At 72.3% G+C, this 17,127-nt stretch carries 14 protein-coding genes; 9 read left to right on the forward strand and 5 right to left on the reverse strand.

Going from position 1 to position 17,127, the window contains the following annotated elements; translation table 11 throughout:
* Nucleotides 1-193 precede the first annotated feature (193 nt).
* The 6 genes from V2J85_RS04565 (at nucleotide 194) to V2J85_RS04590 (ending at nucleotide 8,268) form a co-directional block, all read left to right on the forward strand.
* Nucleotides 194-1,024 carry a glycosyltransferase family 2 protein gene (locus tag V2J85_RS04565; RefSeq protein WP_261952952.1) on the forward strand — a complete coding sequence of 277 codons (831 nt, stop codon included), beginning with the start codon at nucleotides 194-196 and terminating at the stop codon, nucleotides 1,022-1,024.
* Nucleotides 1,021-2,364: a glycosyltransferase family 2 protein gene (locus tag V2J85_RS04570; protein WP_261952951.1), complete on the forward strand. Its 1,344-nt coding sequence runs from the start codon at nucleotides 1,021-1,023 to the stop codon at nucleotides 2,362-2,364. The genes V2J85_RS04565 and V2J85_RS04570 overlap by 4 nt, the downstream gene beginning before the upstream one ends.
* Nucleotides 2,361-3,695: a lipopolysaccharide biosynthesis protein gene (locus V2J85_RS04575; RefSeq protein WP_261952950.1), complete on the forward strand. Its 1,335-nt coding sequence runs from the start codon at nucleotides 2,361-2,363 to the stop codon at nucleotides 3,693-3,695. Before V2J85_RS04570 ends, V2J85_RS04575 begins: the two co-directional genes overlap by 4 nt.
* On the forward strand, nucleotides 3,692-6,487 hold the full coding sequence (locus tag V2J85_RS04580) for a glycosyltransferase (RefSeq protein WP_330820688.1): 2,796 nt from the start codon (nucleotides 3,692-3,694) through the stop codon (nucleotides 6,485-6,487). Before V2J85_RS04575 ends, V2J85_RS04580 begins: the two co-directional genes overlap by 4 nt.
* 44 nt (nucleotides 6,488-6,531) lie before the next feature.
* Nucleotides 6,532-7,368 (forward strand): polysaccharide deacetylase family protein, encoded by an 837-nt coding sequence (locus tag V2J85_RS04585; RefSeq protein WP_261952948.1) that lies wholly within the window; start codon nucleotides 6,532-6,534, stop codon nucleotides 7,366-7,368.
* 132 nt (nucleotides 7,369-7,500) lie between these two features.
* Nucleotides 7,501-8,268, forward strand: a complete 768-nt coding sequence (locus V2J85_RS04590) for a S1 family peptidase (RefSeq protein ID WP_261952947.1) — start codon at nucleotides 7,501-7,503, stop codon at nucleotides 8,266-8,268.
* Nucleotides 8,269-8,335: 67 nt separating this feature from the next.
* Here the strand turns inward: V2J85_RS04590 and V2J85_RS04595 are convergent, their stop codons facing one another.
* Complete coding sequence (locus V2J85_RS04595; RefSeq protein ID WP_261952946.1) at nucleotides 8,336-9,166, reverse strand: glycoside hydrolase family 16 protein; 831 nt, start codon at nucleotides 9,164-9,166, stop codon at nucleotides 8,336-8,338.
* A gap of 134 nt (nucleotides 9,167-9,300) precedes the next feature.
* Between V2J85_RS04595 and V2J85_RS04600 the strand changes: the two genes are divergently transcribed.
* Nucleotides 9,301-9,807 carry a DinB family protein gene (locus V2J85_RS04600; RefSeq protein WP_330820689.1) on the forward strand — a complete coding sequence of 169 codons (507 nt, stop codon included), beginning with the start codon at nucleotides 9,301-9,303 and terminating at the stop codon, nucleotides 9,805-9,807.
* Nucleotides 9,808-9,847: 40 nt separating this feature from the next.
* Here V2J85_RS04600 and V2J85_RS04605 read toward each other — a convergent pair whose 3' ends face one another.
* From V2J85_RS04605 to V2J85_RS04615, 3 genes are all read right to left on the reverse strand, one after another.
* Complete coding sequence (locus V2J85_RS04605) at nucleotides 9,848-10,702, reverse strand: GNAT family N-acetyltransferase (RefSeq protein WP_261952944.1); 855 nt, start codon at nucleotides 10,700-10,702, stop codon at nucleotides 9,848-9,850.
* Between the two features lie 92 nt (nucleotides 10,703-10,794).
* Entirely contained in the window at nucleotides 10,795-12,246 is a 1,452-nt protein-coding gene (locus V2J85_RS04610) for an amino acid permease (RefSeq protein WP_330820757.1), read from the reverse strand.
* A gap of 119 nt (nucleotides 12,247-12,365) precedes the next feature.
* The gene (locus V2J85_RS04615) at nucleotides 12,366-13,328 is read right to left on the reverse strand and encodes a hypothetical protein (RefSeq protein ID WP_261952943.1); all 963 of its coding nucleotides are present in this window, start codon (nucleotides 13,326-13,328) and stop codon (nucleotides 12,366-12,368) included.
* A 985-nt stretch (nucleotides 13,329-14,313) separates the two neighbouring features.
* Between V2J85_RS04615 and V2J85_RS04620 the strand changes: the two genes are divergently transcribed.
* Nucleotides 14,314-14,850, forward strand: coding sequence for a winged helix-turn-helix domain-containing protein (locus tag V2J85_RS04620; protein ID WP_261952942.1), 537 nt, complete (start codon nucleotides 14,314-14,316; stop codon nucleotides 14,848-14,850).
* A 27-nt stretch (nucleotides 14,851-14,877) separates the two neighbouring features.
* On the opposite strand, the gene V2J85_RS04625 is transcribed toward V2J85_RS04620, so the two are convergent.
* Nucleotides 14,878-16,590: a hydrogenase maturation protein gene (locus V2J85_RS04625; protein WP_330820691.1), complete on the reverse strand. Its 1,713-nt coding sequence runs from the start codon at nucleotides 16,588-16,590 to the stop codon at nucleotides 14,878-14,880.
* A gap of 365 nt (nucleotides 16,591-16,955) precedes the next feature.
* Between V2J85_RS04625 and V2J85_RS04630 the strand changes: the two genes are divergently transcribed.
* Nucleotides 16,956-17,111 carry a hypothetical protein gene (locus V2J85_RS04630; protein WP_261952940.1) on the forward strand — a complete coding sequence of 52 codons (156 nt, stop codon included), beginning with the start codon at nucleotides 16,956-16,958 and terminating at the stop codon, nucleotides 17,109-17,111.
* The last annotated feature ends 16 nt before the right edge of the window (nucleotides 17,112-17,127 follow it).

A 17,127-nucleotide genomic window follows, 5' to 3' on the forward strand; every position in this document is an offset into this window, starting at 1 on the left:
ACAGCGACCGAGTTCCTCCGCGAACTCCTCCTGCCTCGCGTCCCCGCAGCTCGTTCTCCTTACGGTTCGCGGGTGTACCGCGCCTTCTCGAACAGGCCCCGGCGGCCGCGCCGCCGATGTACGCCCCTCACCTTCCGGTACGCCCTGCGGCTTTCCGGCCCGGGCGTCCGTTGCCGCTTCGTGAGGCACGCTCATGAGTACCACTCTGCCCTCGGGCATGATCCAGCGCACCGTCGACGGCGGGCGGCCGCTGCGCCGCTCCAGCGACCGCATCACCAGTCCGCTCCCGATGCGGCGGGAAAGCGACCTCCCACCGACCTCACACACCGTCAGTTTGGTGATCCCGGCGCACAACGAGGCCCGCAACGTCCCCTGGGTGTTCAACCAGATCCCGCCCTCGATCGACGAGGTGATCCTGGTCGACGGCGCGTCCGACGACGCGACCGTGCGGATGGCCGCGCACTGCCTGCCGTCCGTGCGCGTGGTCCAGCAGACCGGTCACGGCAAGGGCGACGCACTGCGCACCGGCTTCCTGGCCGCGACCTGCGAATACATCGTCATGATGGACGCCGACGGCAGCATGTGGCCCGGTGAGATCCCGCACTACGTGCACTTCCTCGACAACGGCTTCGACTTCGTCAAGGGCTCCCGCTTCATCGCCGGCGGCGGCTCGCTCGACCTGACGCCGGTGCGCTCGCTGGGCAACCGCGCGCTGCTCACCGTCGTCAACCGGGTCTACCACGCCACCCTGACCGATCTCTGCTACGGCTTCTGCGCCTTCCGCCGCACCTTCCTCGACGACCTGCACCCGCAGGCGCCCGGGTTCGAGATCGAGGCGGAACTGATCGCCCACGCACTGCGACTGGGACTTCGCGTCGCCGAAGTGCCCAGCCTGGAACTTCCCCGCCGCAGCGGGCGCTCGCATCTCCACGCGGTCTCCGACGGCCGCCGGGTGCTGCGGACGCTGCTCGCCGAACGGCCTGGTGGCCGGCGCACGGCGCCCCTGGGAGTGGGGAATCGATGAACGGCCTCGGCCCGCGCACCGCAGCGGCCTGCCCCGGACTCGCCGCCCGCGATTCGCTCTACACCCCCGCCCATGTCGTCGAGCTGGACCTGGCGGCGCCCGGTGAGCTGCGCTCACCCGGCGGCGCACCGGCCGCCGCCCCGGGTGGACGCGTGTTGGCGTTGGTGCGGCTGCACGGACACCCGCTCGGAATGGTCAGCGCCCACGGTGTGCTCGGGGACACCACCGGCCTGTACCACGCGCTGGCCGAAGCCGCGCATCGCCAACTGACCGCACCGGCCGCCCCGGAGGCACTCCGGCCCGGTCCCGGCCGTCCGGCCCGGGCCCCGGGAGCGGCCGCACCGCCCGCGGTCACCGTCATCGTCGCCACCCACAACCGTCCCGGGATGCTGCGCCAGTGCCTGGACTCGCTGCTGCGCAGCCGGCACCCCTCGTACGAGATCGTGGTGGTCGACAACGCGCCGCGCGACGACGCCGCCGAGCGGCTGGTGCGCGACCGTTATCCGTCCCGGGTCAGGTATGTGAGGGAATCCATGGCGGGCCTGGCCCGGGCGCACAACCGCGGACTGCTCGCCGCCCGCGGCCGGATCTGTGCCTTCACCGACGACGACACACTGGCCGACCCCGGGTGGCTGGACGCCCTGGAACGCGCCTTCGACGACGGCGGCGCACCGGGCGGCGGGGCACGGGTCGGCTGCGTCACCGGGCTGATCGTGCCCGCCGAACTGGCGACCGCGGCGCAGTCCGCGCTGGAGTTCCACGGCGGCTTCGGCAAGGGGTTCGCCCCGCGCAGCTGGTCGCTGGCCGACCCGCCCGCCGATCCGCTCTTCCCGTTCACCGCCGGGCAGTTCGGCTCCGGGGCCAACATGGCCTTCCGCACCGACGTGCTCCGGGAGCTGGGCGGCTTCGACCCGTCGACCGGCACCGGCACCCCGGCGCACGGCGGCGACGACCTGCTGGCCTTCTTCCTCGTCCTGGCCACCGGGCACCGCATCGTCTATCAGCCCGACGCCGTCATCTGGCACCGCCACCGCCGGGCGGCGGACGCCCTGCCGGCCCAGGCGTTCGGCTACGGCGCCGGGTTCGGCGCCTTCCTGGCCGCCGCGCTGCGGCACCGTCCCGGGGCGCTGCCCGCCCTGCTGCGCCGGCTGCCGGGCGGCATCCGGCACGCCGTCGGCCGGGCCCACGACCGCTCGGCGCCGGCCGGTGTCTGGCCGGCCCGGCTGTCCCTGCTGGAGCTGCGCGGCCTGCTCTACGGCCCGGTCGGCTATCTGCGCAGCGTCCACGCCACCCACCAAGCCGCCCACCGCGCCGCCACCGCCGGAACGGGACCGTCATGACCCCGCACACCGCTCCCCCGGGCGTCGCGGACCTGCCCGCCGCGCCCTATCTGGTCGTGCTGCGGCGGCGCTTCGGCTCCGCGCTCCACTACGAGCCGCTGCTGCGCAACGGCCACGTCCTGGTGGCCAGTTCGCTGATGACGGCCGCGGTCGGCGCGTTCTACTGGGTGCTCGCCACGTCCTGGTACCGCCCGGAGACCGTCGGCCGCTCGTACGCCGTGATCTCCGCGGTGACCCTGCTCGCCGGCTTCGGGCAGCTCAACCTCTCGGACGTGCTGGTGCGGTTCGTCCCCTCGGCCGGCCGGCACACCCGGCGGCTGCTGCTGCGCAGTTACGCCGCGGCCGGACTGTGCGCCGGACTGCTGGCCGGCGCCTTCCTCGCCCTGGTGCCGCTGATCGCCCCCGGACTGGGCTTCCTGCGCGGCCCGTTGGTCGGCCCGTTCTTCGTGGCGGGGACGATGGGCTATGCGCTGTTCATCGTGCAGGACGGGGCGCTGACCGGTGTCCGCCGGGCAAACTGGGTGCTCGGCGAGAACGCGGTCTTCGCGGTGGTCAAGGTCCTGGTGCTGACGCTGGCCGCGGGCTGGGCGATCAGCTCCGGCATCCTGCTGTCGTGGGCCGGGGCGCTGGCCGTCTCGCTCCTCGTCGCCAACTACGTCCTGCTGCGGCGCGCGGTGCCGGCCCACGAACGGGCGCACACCGACGGGCGGATGCCGCCCCGGCTGCTCGGCTACGCCGCCACCGACTACGGCGGCGCCCTCTTCCGGCTGTCCGCCTACAACATCGTGCCGCTGATCGTGCTCGACACCCTGGGCGGCGCCCGGAACGCCTACTTCTCCCTGTCGTGGGTGATCGCGTACACCCTCTACCTGGCGACCTACAACATGGGCAGTTCGCTGCTGGTCGAGGCCGCGCACGATCCCGCCCGGATCAGCGAGCTCGGCCGCCGGGTGCTGCGGCACACCGGTCCGCCGCTGACCGCCGGGGTGGTCGTCCTGGTCGTCGTCGCCCCCTGGCTGCTGTCGGTCTTCGGTGCCGAGTACGCCGACCAGGCCACCGGCGTACTGCGGTTGCTGGCCCTGTCCGCCCTGCCCAACCTGCTGCTCAACGTGGCCATCGACGTGGCGCGCGCCCGCCGCCGGCTGGCCTGGGCCGTCGCCCTCCAGGCGGCGCTGTGCGCCCTGGTGCTGGGCCTGACCGTCCGGCTGATCCATCCCTTCGGCATCACCGGTGTGGGCGCCGCCTGGCTGCTGGCCGAATGCACACTCGCCCTGCCCCTGCTGATCACGCTGCCGCGCTGGCTGCCGTCCCCCGCGAGGAGCCCTCGATGAACGCGCTCGGATTCCGCCTCTTGGGCGGTCTGCTGCAGGCGGTCCGCTTCGTGCTCGGCATGCTGTGCGGTGGCGCGTCGACGACCGTGGGGGCGCGGCCGGCTCCGACCGCCGCGGCCCGCACCGAGCCGAGCCTGACCGTGGTCATCTGCGCGTACACCCTCGACCGCTGGGAGCAACTGCTGGACGCCGTCCGCTCCGTGCAGCTCCAGCACTACCCGGCCGACGAGATCCTGCTGGTCGTCGACCACTGCCCCGAGCTGGCCCGGCGGGCCGAGCCTGCGCTGCCCGGCGTACGGGTGCTGCCCAACGCCGAGGCACAGGGACTCTCCGGTGGCCGCAACACCGGGGTCGGGGCCGCGCACGGCGACATCGTGGCCTTCCTCGACGACGACGCGGCGGCCGACCCGGACTGGACCGCCCGGCTGCTCACCGCCTATCACGACCCGCGGGTGCTCGGCGTCGGCGGGCTGGTCCGCCCCCTGTGGGAGACCGGCCGGCCCGCCTGGTTCCCCCGCGAGTTCGACTGGGTGGTCGGCTGCTCCTACCAGGGACTGCCCGAACACCGCGCGCCGGTACGGAACTTCATCGGCGCCAACATGTCCTTCCGGCGCGCCGAGGTGCTGGCCGCCGGCGGCTTCCGCACCGACCTGGGCCGGATCGGCACCCGCCCGCTGGGCTGCGAGGAGACCGAACTCTGCCTGCGGGTCGCGGCCCGCAACCCCGACGGGAAGCTGCTGTACGAGCCGGCCGCCGCGGTCCGCCACCACGTACCCGCCGCCCGCACCACCCGGACGTACTTCCGGGCCCGTTGCTACGCGGAGGGGCTGTCGAAGGCGGCCGTCGCCCGGCACGCCGGTGCCGGCCCGGCGCTGGCCAGCGAACGCACGTATCTGCGCCACACCCTCCCGGCCGCGGTGGCCGACGGGCTGCGGCCGGGCGGCGAGGCACCGTCGCGCACGGTGCCGGCGCTGGTGAGCGGGGTGGCCGCCACGGTCCTCGGCTACGCCGTCGGCCGGCTGCACCGCCCCGTCGAACGCACCCGCGCCCAGGCCGCCCTGCGTGCCCTGGCCGTGCTCGCGCTGCCCGCCGCGCTGCTGCTGTGGGTGTTCTCGCTGCGCGGGGTGGACCTCGACGCGATGCGCGACCTGGGCCTGGTGCAGGTCCTGCCGGTCACCTACTGGGCCGGGCTGGTGCTGCTCGGCCTCGGGTTCTGCGCCGCGCTCTCCGACCGGCGCACCCGTGGCCTGCACCACGCCGGTTACGTGCTGGCGCTGATCACCTTCCTGCACGCCACCCCGCTCGCGCTCTACCCCGAACTGCGCTATTCCTGGGCCTGGAAGCACGTCGCGGTCACCGACGTCCTGCTGGACACCGGCACCCTGCCCACGGCGGCCGGCCCGCTGGCCGTCTACGCCCGCTGGCCCGGCTTCTTCTGGCTCAACGACCTGTTCGTCACCCACATCGGCCTCAAGTCACCCGGCTCCTACGCCAGTTGGTTCCCGCTGCTGATCAACGCGGCGCTGGTGATCCCGCTGCTGGCGCTGTACCGCTCCTTCACCCGCAGCCGGCGGCTGGTCTGGGGCGGCGCCTTCCTCTTCTTCAGCTGCTCGTGGGTGGGCCAGGACTACTTCTCACCGCAGGCGTTCGCCTTCCTGCTGTACGTCTGCGTCATCGCGGCCGTCGTCCACCGCCTCCCGCGACCGGGCCGGCCACGACCGGGCCTGCCACCGCTCGGCTGGGCGGTGCTGGTGCTGCTCGCGATCGTCACCATCGTCGTGTCCCATCCGCTCACCCCGGTGATGCTGATCGGCTCGCTGCTCCTGCTGTCCCTGCCCCGCCGCAACCGCCGGGTGGCGCTGCCGGTGCTGCTGGTCGCGCTGGCGCTGACGCTGGCCTGGGACCTGACCGCGGCCCGGCCGTACCTGGAGGAGAACCTCCACAACCTGATCGCCGGCCTCACCACGCCGGAGTCGAACGCCGGGTCCGGGCTGCTCGGCCTCTCCGGCGCCACCAGCGGACAGGTGATGGTCGCCTGGGCCGACCGGATCCTGTCCGCGGTGGTCTTCCTCTTCGCCGGGCTGGCGGTGCTGGCGCGGCCCTCACTGCGGCGCACCGCGCTGCCGTGGCTCGCGGTGGCACCGCTGCCCTGGGCCGTGGCCAACAGCTACGGCGGCGAGATGATCTTCCGGGTGTACCTGTTCGCGCTGCCCGCGACCGCGTTCGGCGCCGCGGCGCTGCTGCTGCCCCCGCTGCTGACATCGTCCCGCGGCCGCGGTCTGCGCCGCGCGCTGCGGCGGGTGCGGGCCGCGGCGGTACCGGTGGTGCTCGTGGCGCTGTTCGGCGCGCTCTCCCTGGCGTACTTCGGCAAGGAGAACGTCAACTACTTCACCGCCTCGGAGACCTCGGCCGCCAAGTGGCTCGCCACGCACGCCCCGGAGGGCTCGCTGATCGTCGGCGCCTCGGACAACTTCCCGTACGCCTACCACGATTACGAGTACCACGACCGGATCTGGCTGTCCGAGGCGGCGCCCGGCGACCAGTGGCAGGTGCGCCGCGACCCCGCGGCCGAGCTGCACGTGCTGACCGGATCGGGGCCGCCGCGCCCGGTCTACCTGATCCTCAACCGGGCCCAGGAGGCCCAGGTCACCGCCACCGGAGCGCTGCCGCCGGGCACCCTGGCCCATCTGCGGAGCGCACTGGCCCACCGCTCCGACTACCCCGTCATCCACCGTACCGCCGACGCGGTCGTCTACCGCATCCTGCCGGAGCGCACCCCAGGAGGCTCCTGAGAGCACTTCCGGTTCCGCACGGGGGTCCCGAAAGGACACCGGACATGAGCGCCGTGCCCGTCTTCCTCTACCACTCGGTGACCAGCGACCCACCTCCCTGGATCGCGCCGTACACGGTCACCCCCCGGGCCTTCACCGAGCAACTCGACCGCATCGCGGACGCCGGGCTCACCATCATCCCGCTGCGCCGGCTGGTCGCCGCGATCCGCGGCGGGCCCGCGCTGCCCGCCCGCTGCGCGGTACTGACCTTCGACGACGGCTTCGCGGACTTCTACTGGTCGGTGGCACCGCTGCTCACCGAACGCGCCCTGCCCGCGACGGTGTTCATCACCACCGGTGCCGTGCATCCGCCCGGCGGCGCCCCGGAGGGCAGTCTGCTGCCGCCCGCCGCCATGCTGAGCTGGCGCCAGATCGCCACCCTGGACGCGCTCGGCATCGAGATCGGCGGCCACACCGTCACCCACCCCCAGCTGGACGCCCTGCCCGCGCAGCGCGTCTGGCACGAGGTCGTCGACTGCAAACGGCGGCTGGAGGACGCGCTCAACCACGCCGTTTACGCCTTCGCCTATCCGCACGGCTACTCCAGCAACGCGGTCCGCCGCACGGTACGGGAGGCGGGCTGGACCTCGGCCTGCGCGGTGCGCAACGCCCTGGCGACGGCCGACCGCGACCCGATGCGCATTCCCCGCCTGATGGTGCGGGCGGACACCCGGCCGGAGCTGTTCACCCAGTGGGTCCGCGGCGGCGGCGCGCCGGTGAATCCCGCCGGGGAGTCCTTCCGCACGACGGGCTGGCGCCTGTACCGCCGCACCCGCGCCCTGCTCGGCCGCCCGGTCGGCGGGCCGTCGGAATCCGGCACCCTGTCACGGGAGTCGGGGTGACGCACTCGACGAGGTGACGCACCTCACATAGTCCAAAATGGATGATTGCCTCCCCGCGGAGCGCGGTCAGCGGTTGGCTGGAGCCGACATCGCCGCCCGGCCGTCCAGGCCCCGCAACGGGAAGTGATCCTCTTGTCACGTCACTTACGCGCGTTACGCGCCCTTGGCCTCGCCCTCCTGCTGGCCACCCTGTCCCTGGTCACCGCCCCGTCCGCGAGCGCGGACACCCGCACCGCCATCGGGGGCGGCACCGGGATCATCTTCCGGCTGCAGCCGAACCCCCAGGAGCCCACCGGCTTCTACGTCTGCACCCTCACCGCGGTCGGCCGGGACGCGGCCGGCAACCTGGTGGCCCTGACCAACGCCCACTGCTTCATCGACGAGGCGGGCAACAAACTGGTCGGCGAGAAGGTCTACCGGGACCGCTCGCCCGCCGGGACGGCCTTCTCCCCCGCCCCGCTCGCCGACAGCCGCCCGGACCTGGACACCGGCGTCATCGGCACGGTGACCTACGTCAGCACGCCCAACAACCTGCTCAACTCCGGCCCCAAGGGCCTGGACTACGCGGTGATCAAGCTGGACGAGAGCCGGGTCGCGCCGACCGGCACGGTCGGCGGCGTCACCATCACCTCCCTCGGCGCCCCGCCCGCCAACGGCACCCGGATGTGCAAGGAAGGCCACCGCACCGGCCTGACCTGCGGCATCAAGCTGGGCACCCACGACCTCTGGTTCACCCACCTCATCTGGACCGACGGCGGTGACTCCGGCTCCCCCGTCGTCGACGGCCAGACGCTGGTCGGCAACGCCTGGGGCGCCCAGCACAGTTCACCGATCCTGAGCATCCTCGACGAGATGAACGCCCACGGCGGCGTCGGCGCCGGCTTCCACCTCGCCACCTGAGCCCGCACGGAGCGCACGGGCCCGCCCAGGGGGTGCCTCCGGGCCGGGCCCGTGCCGTTCGCCCGGCTCAGTGCTGCCAGACCCGCACCCAGTCCACCGACATCCGGGCCGTGTGCACGTCCGGCGGCGGGAGCTCGGGGTAACCGACCGCGAGGGTGAACAGCAGCTCCATCGGCACGTGCGGGATCTTCGCGGGATCGGTCACCCGGAACCTGGGCTCACCGTCGATGTACCAGGTGAGCGCGTCGCGTTCCCAGTTCAGCGCGAACACGTGGTGACCGGCCGGGAAGTCCACCGGCCCGAAACTCCCCGCGGTCGACCGCTCCCCGCCGTCCGGCCCCCGCCAGTGCACCGTCATATCGATCCACCGGGGCATCTCCAGCACCTCCGCGATGTCGATCTCCGGCGGCGTGAACCGCGAGGCCGGCATCAGCCAGAAGGCCGGCAGCATCCCGCCCTGCCCCGGGATGCGCACCGACGCCTCGAAGTAGCCGTAGGTGAAGACGGCGCGCGGGCGGGCGTTCCAGGAGCTGCGGCCGGTGGAGACCATGCCGGAGGTCCAGGGGTAGTCGCGACCGTCCGTCCCCCGGGTCGCCCGCCGCCGGGCGGTCAGGGTGAGCCGGCCGCCGCCGACCGAGACCTGCCCGGGCCGGTACCACTCCAGCTCGTCGTTGCCGCGGTTGGTGCACCCGCCCTGGTTCCAGTCGTAACACGTCGTCCACCTGGCCGGGTTGAGCCGGTCGCCGTGGAAGTCGTCGGCGAAGACCGTGTGCCAGGGCCCGGGGACCGGTGGGGTCGGCGGCGGGACGCGCGATCCGCCGTCGTGGGCGCAGCCCGCGGTGACGGCGACCGCCAGAAAAAGGCTTGCGGCGGCCCGCACCACTCGGGAAGATCCCATCGGCCGCCTCCCCGGCGCGCTACGGAGCACTCCCGAAGATCGTCCCCCAGACCGGGACGGTCCGCTACTTTCCCGCTCCGCCGCCCCGAGGCCCCTGGCCGTCTCCCAGCCCGCACACCTCCCGAAGGACCGGCATGACCACCGAACGCATCTCCCCGCCCGTACGTGCCGGCGAACGCGAGACCCTGCGCGCCTTCCTCGACTTCCACCGCGCGACCCTCGCCATGAAGGCCGAGGGCCTGTCCGACGAGGACCTGCGCCGCCGCTCGATGCCGCCCTCCACGCTCACGCTGCTCGGCCTGGTACGCCATATGGCCGAGGTGGAGCGCACGTGGTTCCGCCGGGTGATCAACGGTGAGGACATCCCGCTCGTCTGGTCCGCCGAGGGCGACTACCAGGCGGCCTACGACCCGGACGGCTCCACCGGTGCTGAGGCGTTCGCCGTCTGGCAGGAGGAGGTGGCGCACGCCCGCCGCATCGAGCAGCAGGCGCCGTCCCTCGACGTCACCGGCTACCAGCCCCGCTGGGGCGAACACGTCTCGCTCCGCCTGGTCATGCACCACCTCATCCACGAATACGCCCGCCACAACGGCCACGCGGACTTCCTCCGCGAGGGCATCGACGGCACGGTGGGCGCCTGAACCGTCCGGGCGCCCCCTGGGCGGGGCGCCCGGTGGACGGTCAGCCCAGTTCCAGGCTCGTTACGCCGTACGTGCGGTGCTGGTCCGTCGGAGGGACCGGGCCGGTGTACATGCGGACGGTGTGGGACCGGGGGGTCAGGCCGCGGTCGGTGGCCAGGGCATGGGCGCCGGTCCGGGGGCCGGGGATGTCGAGGGCGACCTCGTCTGCGGGGGCGAGGGTGGCCGTCAGGGCGTCGAAGAGCGCCTCGGCGACCCGGTCGGTGTCGGCGAAGAGCGGGCCGATGCGGTGACCGGTGCGGGCCGGGCGCAGCACGCCGTAGCCCGCGATCTCACCGTCGCGCAGGTACGCCCGGGCGGTGTGACCGGGGGCGGTCAGCCAGCGGGTGACGAAGCCGCGCCGGTCGGCGGGGAAGCAGCGCCGGTCGTAGGCGGCGAGCGCGTCGAGGTGGGAGCCGGTGACGGGGACGACCTCGGGCGTCGGGGTGCCGTTGCGGACGGGCCGCCCGCCGTAGCGGATGGTCTCGTGGGCGGGGGTGAATCCGGCGCGCCGGTAGGTGGCCTGCTGGGCCGGGACGGCATCGAGGCCGACGGTCCGGGTGCCGGCGTGCGGGACGGCGGCGCGCCAGGTGGCCAGGCCCAGTCCCTGTCCGCGCAGGTCGGGGTGGACGAGGTAGTAGCCGAGGAAGGCGTACGACGCCGAGTAGTTGACGACGGAGACCGCGGAGACCGGCCGGCTGCCGCGGCGGCCCAGGAAGAAGCCGTCCGGGTCGGTGGGGTGGAAGCAGGCGGTGTCGTCGCGGCCGGGGTTCCACTCCTCGTCGGCGGCCCACTGCACCACCTGCTGCCAGTCGCCCGGCGTGGCGGTGGTGACGGTGAGTTCATCGGTGGCAGGCATGACGGGTGATCGGGTCCCTTCAGGTGGGGCAGCGGGGTGGGGGCTGCGGAGGCCGCGGGCCTCGGGGCCCAGGTGTGCTGTACGGACAGGTCCTAGATGAGGTCCATCGCGGCGACCTCGTCCGGGCGGCCGTAACTGACCGGGCCCTGGAAGCGCCGGCGGGCGGTGGCGAACCACCAGACGGTGGCGATGACGAGGACCACGGCCAGGGCGAGGGGCGCGTAGTTGAAGGAGGCGGGGGTGATCGGGGACGCCTGCGGCAGCATGAACAGCACGTTGCTGATCAGGATCCAGATCACCGCGATCGCCGCGACCGGCTTGCCGTAGCGGCCCAGGTTCCACGGCCCGGCCTGGAAGTCGTCGAGCCGCAGCCGCAGGAAGATCGGCACGGCGTAGGCGAGGAACAGCCCGACGACGTTGACGCTCACCACCGCGGTGAAGGCGGTGTGCGACCACCAGCCGGGCACCACCAGCACCAGCGGGCAGGCCGCCGCGAGCCAGACCGCCTTGACGGGCGTACGGGTGCGCGCCGAGACCGAGTGCCACCAGCGGGAGCCGGGCATCGCCCCGTCCCGCGAGAACGCGAAGATCTGCCGGGTATTGCTGGTCATGTTGGCGAGCCCGCAGAACAGCATCGCGCCGATGACGATCAACAGCAGGAACTTGGCGGTGCTTTGGCCGAGCGCGTCGACGAGAATCTGCACCGGCGGCGCCTCGGCGCCCGCCGCGTGCCCGTAGTCGCGAATCGCATAGACCAGGGCGAGCATGAGGATCAGCCCGGTGATCGCGGAGTAGGTGATGGCCCGCATGATGCCGCGGGGCGCGTTGACCGTCGCCTTCACGGTTTCTTCGGACATGTGGAAACTGCCGTCGAAACCGGTGAAGGTCCAGCTGGTGACGAGCAGTCCCAGCATTCCGCCGTACATCGCGTTGGTGAAGCCGGTGTTGTTGACGAAGTAGGCGGCGAACGCGGGCGATTGGTGATGGTCCGGAACAAAGGTGAGCGCGCCGACGATGACCACCATGCCGATCAGCAGCCACCAGACGGAAATCCGGTTCACCAGTGCCACCAGCCGGACGGTATACGTGTTCGCCAGCGCCTGGACGAGCAGGATGGCGGCGGTGATGAGCACCGTCTGCTGCGGCGTCGGCGTGTAGGACGGCCACTGCATCGCGAGGAACGCCTGGATGAAGGTGGCGGCCGCGAAGTTGGTGGCGGCGGTGCCGCCGACCTGGCCCACGAAGTTCAGCCAGCCGGTGTACCAGGACCAGGCGCCCTGGTGCCGCTTGGCCAGCTTGCCGGCCGAGAAGTAGAGCGCGCCGCTGGTCGGGTAGGCGGAGGCGATCTCGCCCATCGCGGCGCCGACGAACAGCACCATGACCGACACCCCGATCCAGCCGAAGACGAGGATCCGCGGCCCGCCCGCGGTCATGCCGAATCCGAAGGACGAAAAGATCCCGGAGATGATGTTGATGATGGTGAACGAGATGGCGAAATTGTCGAACGCGCGGAATCTCCGGGTGAGTTTCCGCGGATAGCCCATGGCATGCAGTGTCGCGTCATCGTCGAGGGTGGCCGGGTCGGCCGCGTGGGGGGATTTCGAGCGGGTTATTGATGTGCGCTCGGACACAACCGCAACCTTTCTGGGGGGAATTTTCTGCATCACGTCTCGTGCGGTACCGGGAGACCGCAGGAACGTCTGGCTTTCGACAATTGCTCCGCCGGATCGCCGAATGCGCTCCAGGGCATGCGGGAGGCGTACGGCCCCATCGCCGTGAGGACTTCGCGCGCCTCGAATTCGTGTTTCGCCATGTACAACGCGTGCGCCAGATAGGCCAGATCGAGTACCGGCGTGAAACGGTATCCGGACACCTGCGGCAGCCAGTTGCGGTAGATGCTCAGCGCCGCGCTGGTCCACTGGGGCTGTTCCCAGGTGCGGTCGGCGAGCGGCATCCCGGGGACGTAGTCCTCGACCAGGGCCACCAGCGGCAGCAGCCGCAGCGCCGAGGTGACCGGCGCCCGCTGGCTGAGGAAGGCGGCCACGTCCCAGCTCGCGCTGGAGGCACCGCCGTAGCGGGGGAAGAAGAACGACAGGAAGCGGTGGTGGGCCTCGCGGTGCCAGGGGTCGAGCCGGAGGATGTGGGCGAAGAGGTACCAGGGGCCGGGCGGCGCGGTCAGCAGCCCCTGCGGCGCGGGGTCCAGGGGGCGGTCGAGACGGGTCAGCGCCAGCTGGGCGACCCAGGGGGTGGGGTCCTCGGGCAGCAGTTTCGCGGCCCGGTCGCACGCCGTCCGCGCGATCCGCGCCAGCGCGCCCTGCCGCCGGTCGCCGGCGCCGGCGTCGGCCATGCGCAGCGCCCGGACCATGGCCACCCGGGCCCAGAGCAGGGCGGCCTCCGGGCCGGGCTCCTCGGCCAGCCAGCGTTCGGCGAGGTCCGAGTCGGCGGCGACGGAGGCCAGGACGAGCGAGCGGTGGGCGCGGACCTCGAAATCGTCGCGGGTCTCCTTGAGGACGTCGTGTGCGCTCAGGTACCGCCCGGCGGTGACGTCCATGCAGGCCCGGGCCAGCGCCCGGTCGTCGGCCGCCGGACTCCACACGTACTGCCCCTCGAATGAGCCGGCCGCCATGGTCCCCTCCCGGTCACGAAGGCGTCATCCGCCACACCGCATTCCAGCCGCGCCGAATTCAGCTGGCCCTGCCACCGGTCGAGCAGCAGCGGGCCACACCCTACTCATCATCAACTCACCAGGAAAACAGTCGTCTGGAATATCTGGTTCCGCACCCTTTTGCTCTGACCGACGAGAAAGAGATTGAAGAGGAAACCACTTTCCGGCCAACTTCCCGTGGACCCCTTCCCCTTGAGCCCCGTTCGACCCCAGTGCATTTAATTGGCATATTCAGGCGTTCACCAACCCTCCACAAGCGGAGGCCATCGACGCCCTACCCCTCCGTTTCGCGCACGACTCCCCGTCCGGCACCCGCGACGGCCGCCGATCCGTCGAACCGGCCCCCTTATGCGCCGACGGCCCGTACCTCTCGGCCAGTTCACCCGCGATTTCCGGCCATGCCGGACGGAGACCGGTTCCCGGACCGAGAAGTCACCGCGAGCCCGGTACGCGTGCCGCTCCGGGCCTCTTCACGGCGCACTTCCAGGCGCAAACGACTCCCACGCTGATGACGACCCCTCAGGTTCCGGCAATTTTTTGCACCTTCGTTGAACGAAACGGCACTCCGCGCCGGTCACCACCCACCTGTCACCTCAAGGGAGTTGGCGCACCGCAAGCACGGATTCGACCCAAGAGCAACCGAAATTAGCGGAAGCTACTTTCCGGAAGCGCGCGATCACATGTAGCGTTCGTCCGACCGGAGGCCGTGGCCACGCACCACGTCATGGCCGAGTACGGGCATGGGCGCGAACGTTCTTGTGCACGGACGGAGCGATTGCCCCCGTTGGGCGCAGCCGCCTCCCACGTGCCTGTTCGCGACCACGCCCCGCCACCGGATTAACGTCGCGATGGCTGCACAGCACCTCAGCACCCTTCGAACGTCGAGCACCGCCATGTCTGTCCGTACACGCCTGCTTTGCAAGAGGAATGGGCCCAGATCATGTTTATGAACTCCTCGACGACCCCGCTTGCTTTGCGACCGGATGCCGACTTCGGCCGCCCGGTCATGGCCGGGCCCGGCGAAGGGCCACCCCTGGCGGTCGACCGGCTCCCGGACGGGACCTGGCAACTGACCCTGCACGCCCTGGAGCCCGTCTCCGTGTACCGGCTGCCCTCGGACGAGGTGCACATCATCCTGGCCCCGCCGGGTGAGAACCCGCCCCGTCCCGAGGAACCGGCGGCCGGGCCGGCCCCCCGCCCGGAGCCGATCCAGATCGACAACGCGGCCCGCACGGTCTTCATCAAGGGCCGCCAACTCGGCCTGCCCAAGCTCGAATTCGACCTGCTCGCACACCTCGTCCGGCATCCCCAGCGGGCCTTCACCCGGGAGCAGCTGATGGCCGCGGTCTGGCCGAGCTGCCAGTCGAGCACCCGCACCGTCGACGTGCACATCGCCCGGCTCCGCCGCCGTCTGGGACCGGGCCTGCGCGATTCGATCCGCACGGTCTTCGGTATCGGGTACAAGTACCACCCCGCGCCCTGACGACGGCCGGCACCCCGGCGCCGGGCCTCAACCCCCCGCGAAGGCGGCCGGGTTGAGATGTGCCGGGGTGCCGTCCGAGGGTTCCTTGCGGACGAACGCCCGGCGCAGGGCGTGGTACGGCTGGTCCGGGTCGAAGAAGATCCGGTGCATACGGGCGAGTTCGTGCTCCCGGTAGGCGGCGAGCGGCCGCTCCGCCTCGTCCCGCTCCCGGGCGTCCTTCTTGGCGGCGATCCGCGACTGGACCGCCGGCGAGGCCGCCAGCCGTCGCGCCAGTTCGGTGGTCCGGACCGTGAAGTCCCGCGCGGCGCAGTCCACGGTCCGGTCCACCAGTCCGAGCCGCTGCCCGGTCGCGGCGGTGACCGGCAGGGCGCGGGTGGTGAGCCGTTCGGCCGCCTCCCGCCCGGCCCGGCGGGGCAGGGTGTAGGTCCAGTACTCCGAGCCGTAGAGCCCCATCAGCCGGTAGTGCGGGTTGAGCACCGCGGCCGAGCGGCACCACACCTCGTCGGCGGCGAGCGCCAGCATCACCCCGCCGGCCGCGGCATTGCCGCCGAGCGCGGCGACCACCAGCCGGTCGGTGGTGGTCAGCACGGCCTCCACGAGGTCGTCCATGGCGTTGAGGTTGGCCCAGGACTCCTCGGCGGGGTCGGCCGCCGCCTCGATCACGTTGAGGTGGATGCCGTTGGAGAAGAAGTCCCGGCGGCCGCCGAGGACCAGCACGGACGTGGGCCGGGTGCAGGCGTGGCGGTAGGCGGCGAGCAGCCGCCGGCAGTGGTCGGTGCTCATCGCCCCGCCCGGGAAGGAGAACTCCAGGAATCCCGCCGGGCCTTCCTCGCGGTAGCGGATGTCGCTCCAGGTCCGGGGCGCCTCGCCCCGGTCGAGCGGTGCCGGGATCTCGGGGAGCGGCGGCAGGCGGTCGCCCAGTGCGAGGGTGGCGGGGAGCTTGACGGTGCCGGGCTCCCCCGGCCGGCGCGGCGCCCGGAGTTCGGGGATCCACACCGCGCCGTCGGCCGTCGCCCGGCAGATCGCGCCGCACCGGGTGGCGAGAAGTTCACCCGGCCGCCCACGCAGGGTGTCCTCGGGATGTCCGCCGTGCAACATCCAGGTGTCGCCGAGGAGTTCGTCCCGTACGCCGGGCCGGGAGTCGGCGGCGCGGAGCGTGCGTACGACGGTGGCGGTGGGGTCCGAGCGCCAGTCGATCCGGCGCAGGTCCTGGCGGAACGGTGGCCGGGGCCGGCCGGGGCGGGCACCGGCGGGCAGGGTGGCCTGGGGCTGCGGGCGGTGGGTGCCGGAGGCGAAGCGCTCGACGGCGGTGAGCACCGCCTCGACGGCCGCGTCGGCGATCTCGTTGCGGTACAGGTCGCTCTTGCCCACCGCGGGGACCGGGCAGCTCGCCGAGGCCCAGATGTCGCCGGCGTCCATCTCGGCGTTGGCCTGCAGGACGGTCACGCCCCAGGCGTCCGCGCCCAGGTGCACCGCCCAGTCCACGGAGGACGGACCGCGGTCGCCGACCGGGCCGGGGTGCACGATCAGACAGGTGTGGGCGGACCACACCTCCCGGGGAACGGCCGTGGTGAGCATGGGCGCCACGATCAGGTCGGGGGCGTGGCGGCGTACGACGTCGAGCAGCGGGGTCCGCGGAGTCACCAGTTCCACGCCCACCCGGTGGCCGCGGTCGCCGAGTTCGGCGTGGACGCGCTGGGTCAGGCTGTTGAAGGCGCCGGCGATGAGCAGAATGTGCACAGCTTCACTCCCCTGGTGCGGCAACCGGTGCGGTGGGCCGGGGTGGCCGGTGGTGAGCGTTCCCCGGGCACGGCCGCACGCCGCGCGCCCGCCCGGCAGGTCCCCCGATCGGCGACGGCCGTATGGCGCAACCCGTCCGCCGAACCCCCGCCCGGGCGAGACGTGACTGACTGCCCGTCAGGTAGTTCCGGGCCCCGATCACCTCGGCGGTATCCCGCCAAAGTTGGCGCGCCGGGGCCGCCTCACACCGCCCCGGCATTGCCTTTCATTGACATTTGCTTGGCCAGGCTTTTACTTTCGGTGTGCGGCATCGACGCAGGTCAGCGCCGATGCCGGACCGTCTTCCGACTCTCACGGAGGTTCCCATGGAGCAGCTCATCAAGAAGATGGCCCAGGACGACGTGTGGCGCAGCTGGCTGGCCGCCAACTCCGCCGCACAGGCGGCGAAGGAGGGCTGCATCAGCGCCGCACCCAAGGCCGGCTGCATCAGCGCCGCGCCGAAGGCCGGCTGTATCTCCTGATCGTCCACCGGCACTC

Source organism: Streptomyces bugieae, assembly GCF_036352915.1.
Taxonomy (GTDB): domain Bacteria; phylum Actinomycetota; class Actinomycetes; order Streptomycetales; family Streptomycetaceae; genus Streptomyces; species Streptomyces endophytica.

Bases quoted from the DNA above. Each gene is read 5' to 3' on its own strand.
- V2J85_RS04630 (WP_261952940.1), top strand. From the start codon at position 16,956: ATGGAGCAGCTCATCAAGAAGATGGCCCAGGACGACGTGTGGCGCAGC.
- V2J85_RS04595 (WP_261952946.1), bottom strand. From the start codon at position 9,166: ATGGGATCTTCCCGAGTGGTGCGGGCCGCCGCAAGCCTTTTTCTGGCG.
- V2J85_RS04575 (WP_261952950.1), top strand. From the start codon at position 2,361: ATGACCCCGCACACCGCTCCCCCGGGCGTCGCGGACCTGCCCGCCGCG.
- V2J85_RS04605 (WP_261952944.1), bottom strand. From the start codon at position 10,702: ATGCCTGCCACCGATGAACTCACCGTCACCACCGCCACGCCGGGCGAC.
- V2J85_RS04585 (WP_261952948.1), top strand. From the start codon at position 6,532: ATGAGCGCCGTGCCCGTCTTCCTCTACCACTCGGTGACCAGCGACCCA.
- V2J85_RS04570 (WP_261952951.1), top strand. From the start codon at position 1,021: ATGAACGGCCTCGGCCCGCGCACCGCAGCGGCCTGCCCCGGACTCGCC.
- V2J85_RS04600 (WP_330820689.1), top strand. From the start codon at position 9,301: ATGACCACCGAACGCATCTCCCCGCCCGTACGTGCCGGCGAACGCGAG.
- V2J85_RS04565 (WP_261952952.1), top strand. From the start codon at position 194: ATGAGTACCACTCTGCCCTCGGGCATGATCCAGCGCACCGTCGACGGC.
- V2J85_RS04615 (WP_261952943.1), bottom strand. From the start codon at position 13,328: ATGGCGGCCGGCTCATTCGAGGGGCAGTACGTGTGGAGTCCGGCGGCC.
- V2J85_RS04580 (WP_330820688.1), top strand. From the start codon at position 3,692: ATGAACGCGCTCGGATTCCGCCTCTTGGGCGGTCTGCTGCAGGCGGTC.
- V2J85_RS04610 (WP_330820757.1), bottom strand. From the start codon at position 12,246: ATGGGCTATCCGCGGAAACTCACCCGGAGATTCCGCGCGTTCGACAAT.
- V2J85_RS04620 (WP_261952942.1), top strand. From the start codon at position 14,314: ATGAACTCCTCGACGACCCCGCTTGCTTTGCGACCGGATGCCGACTTC.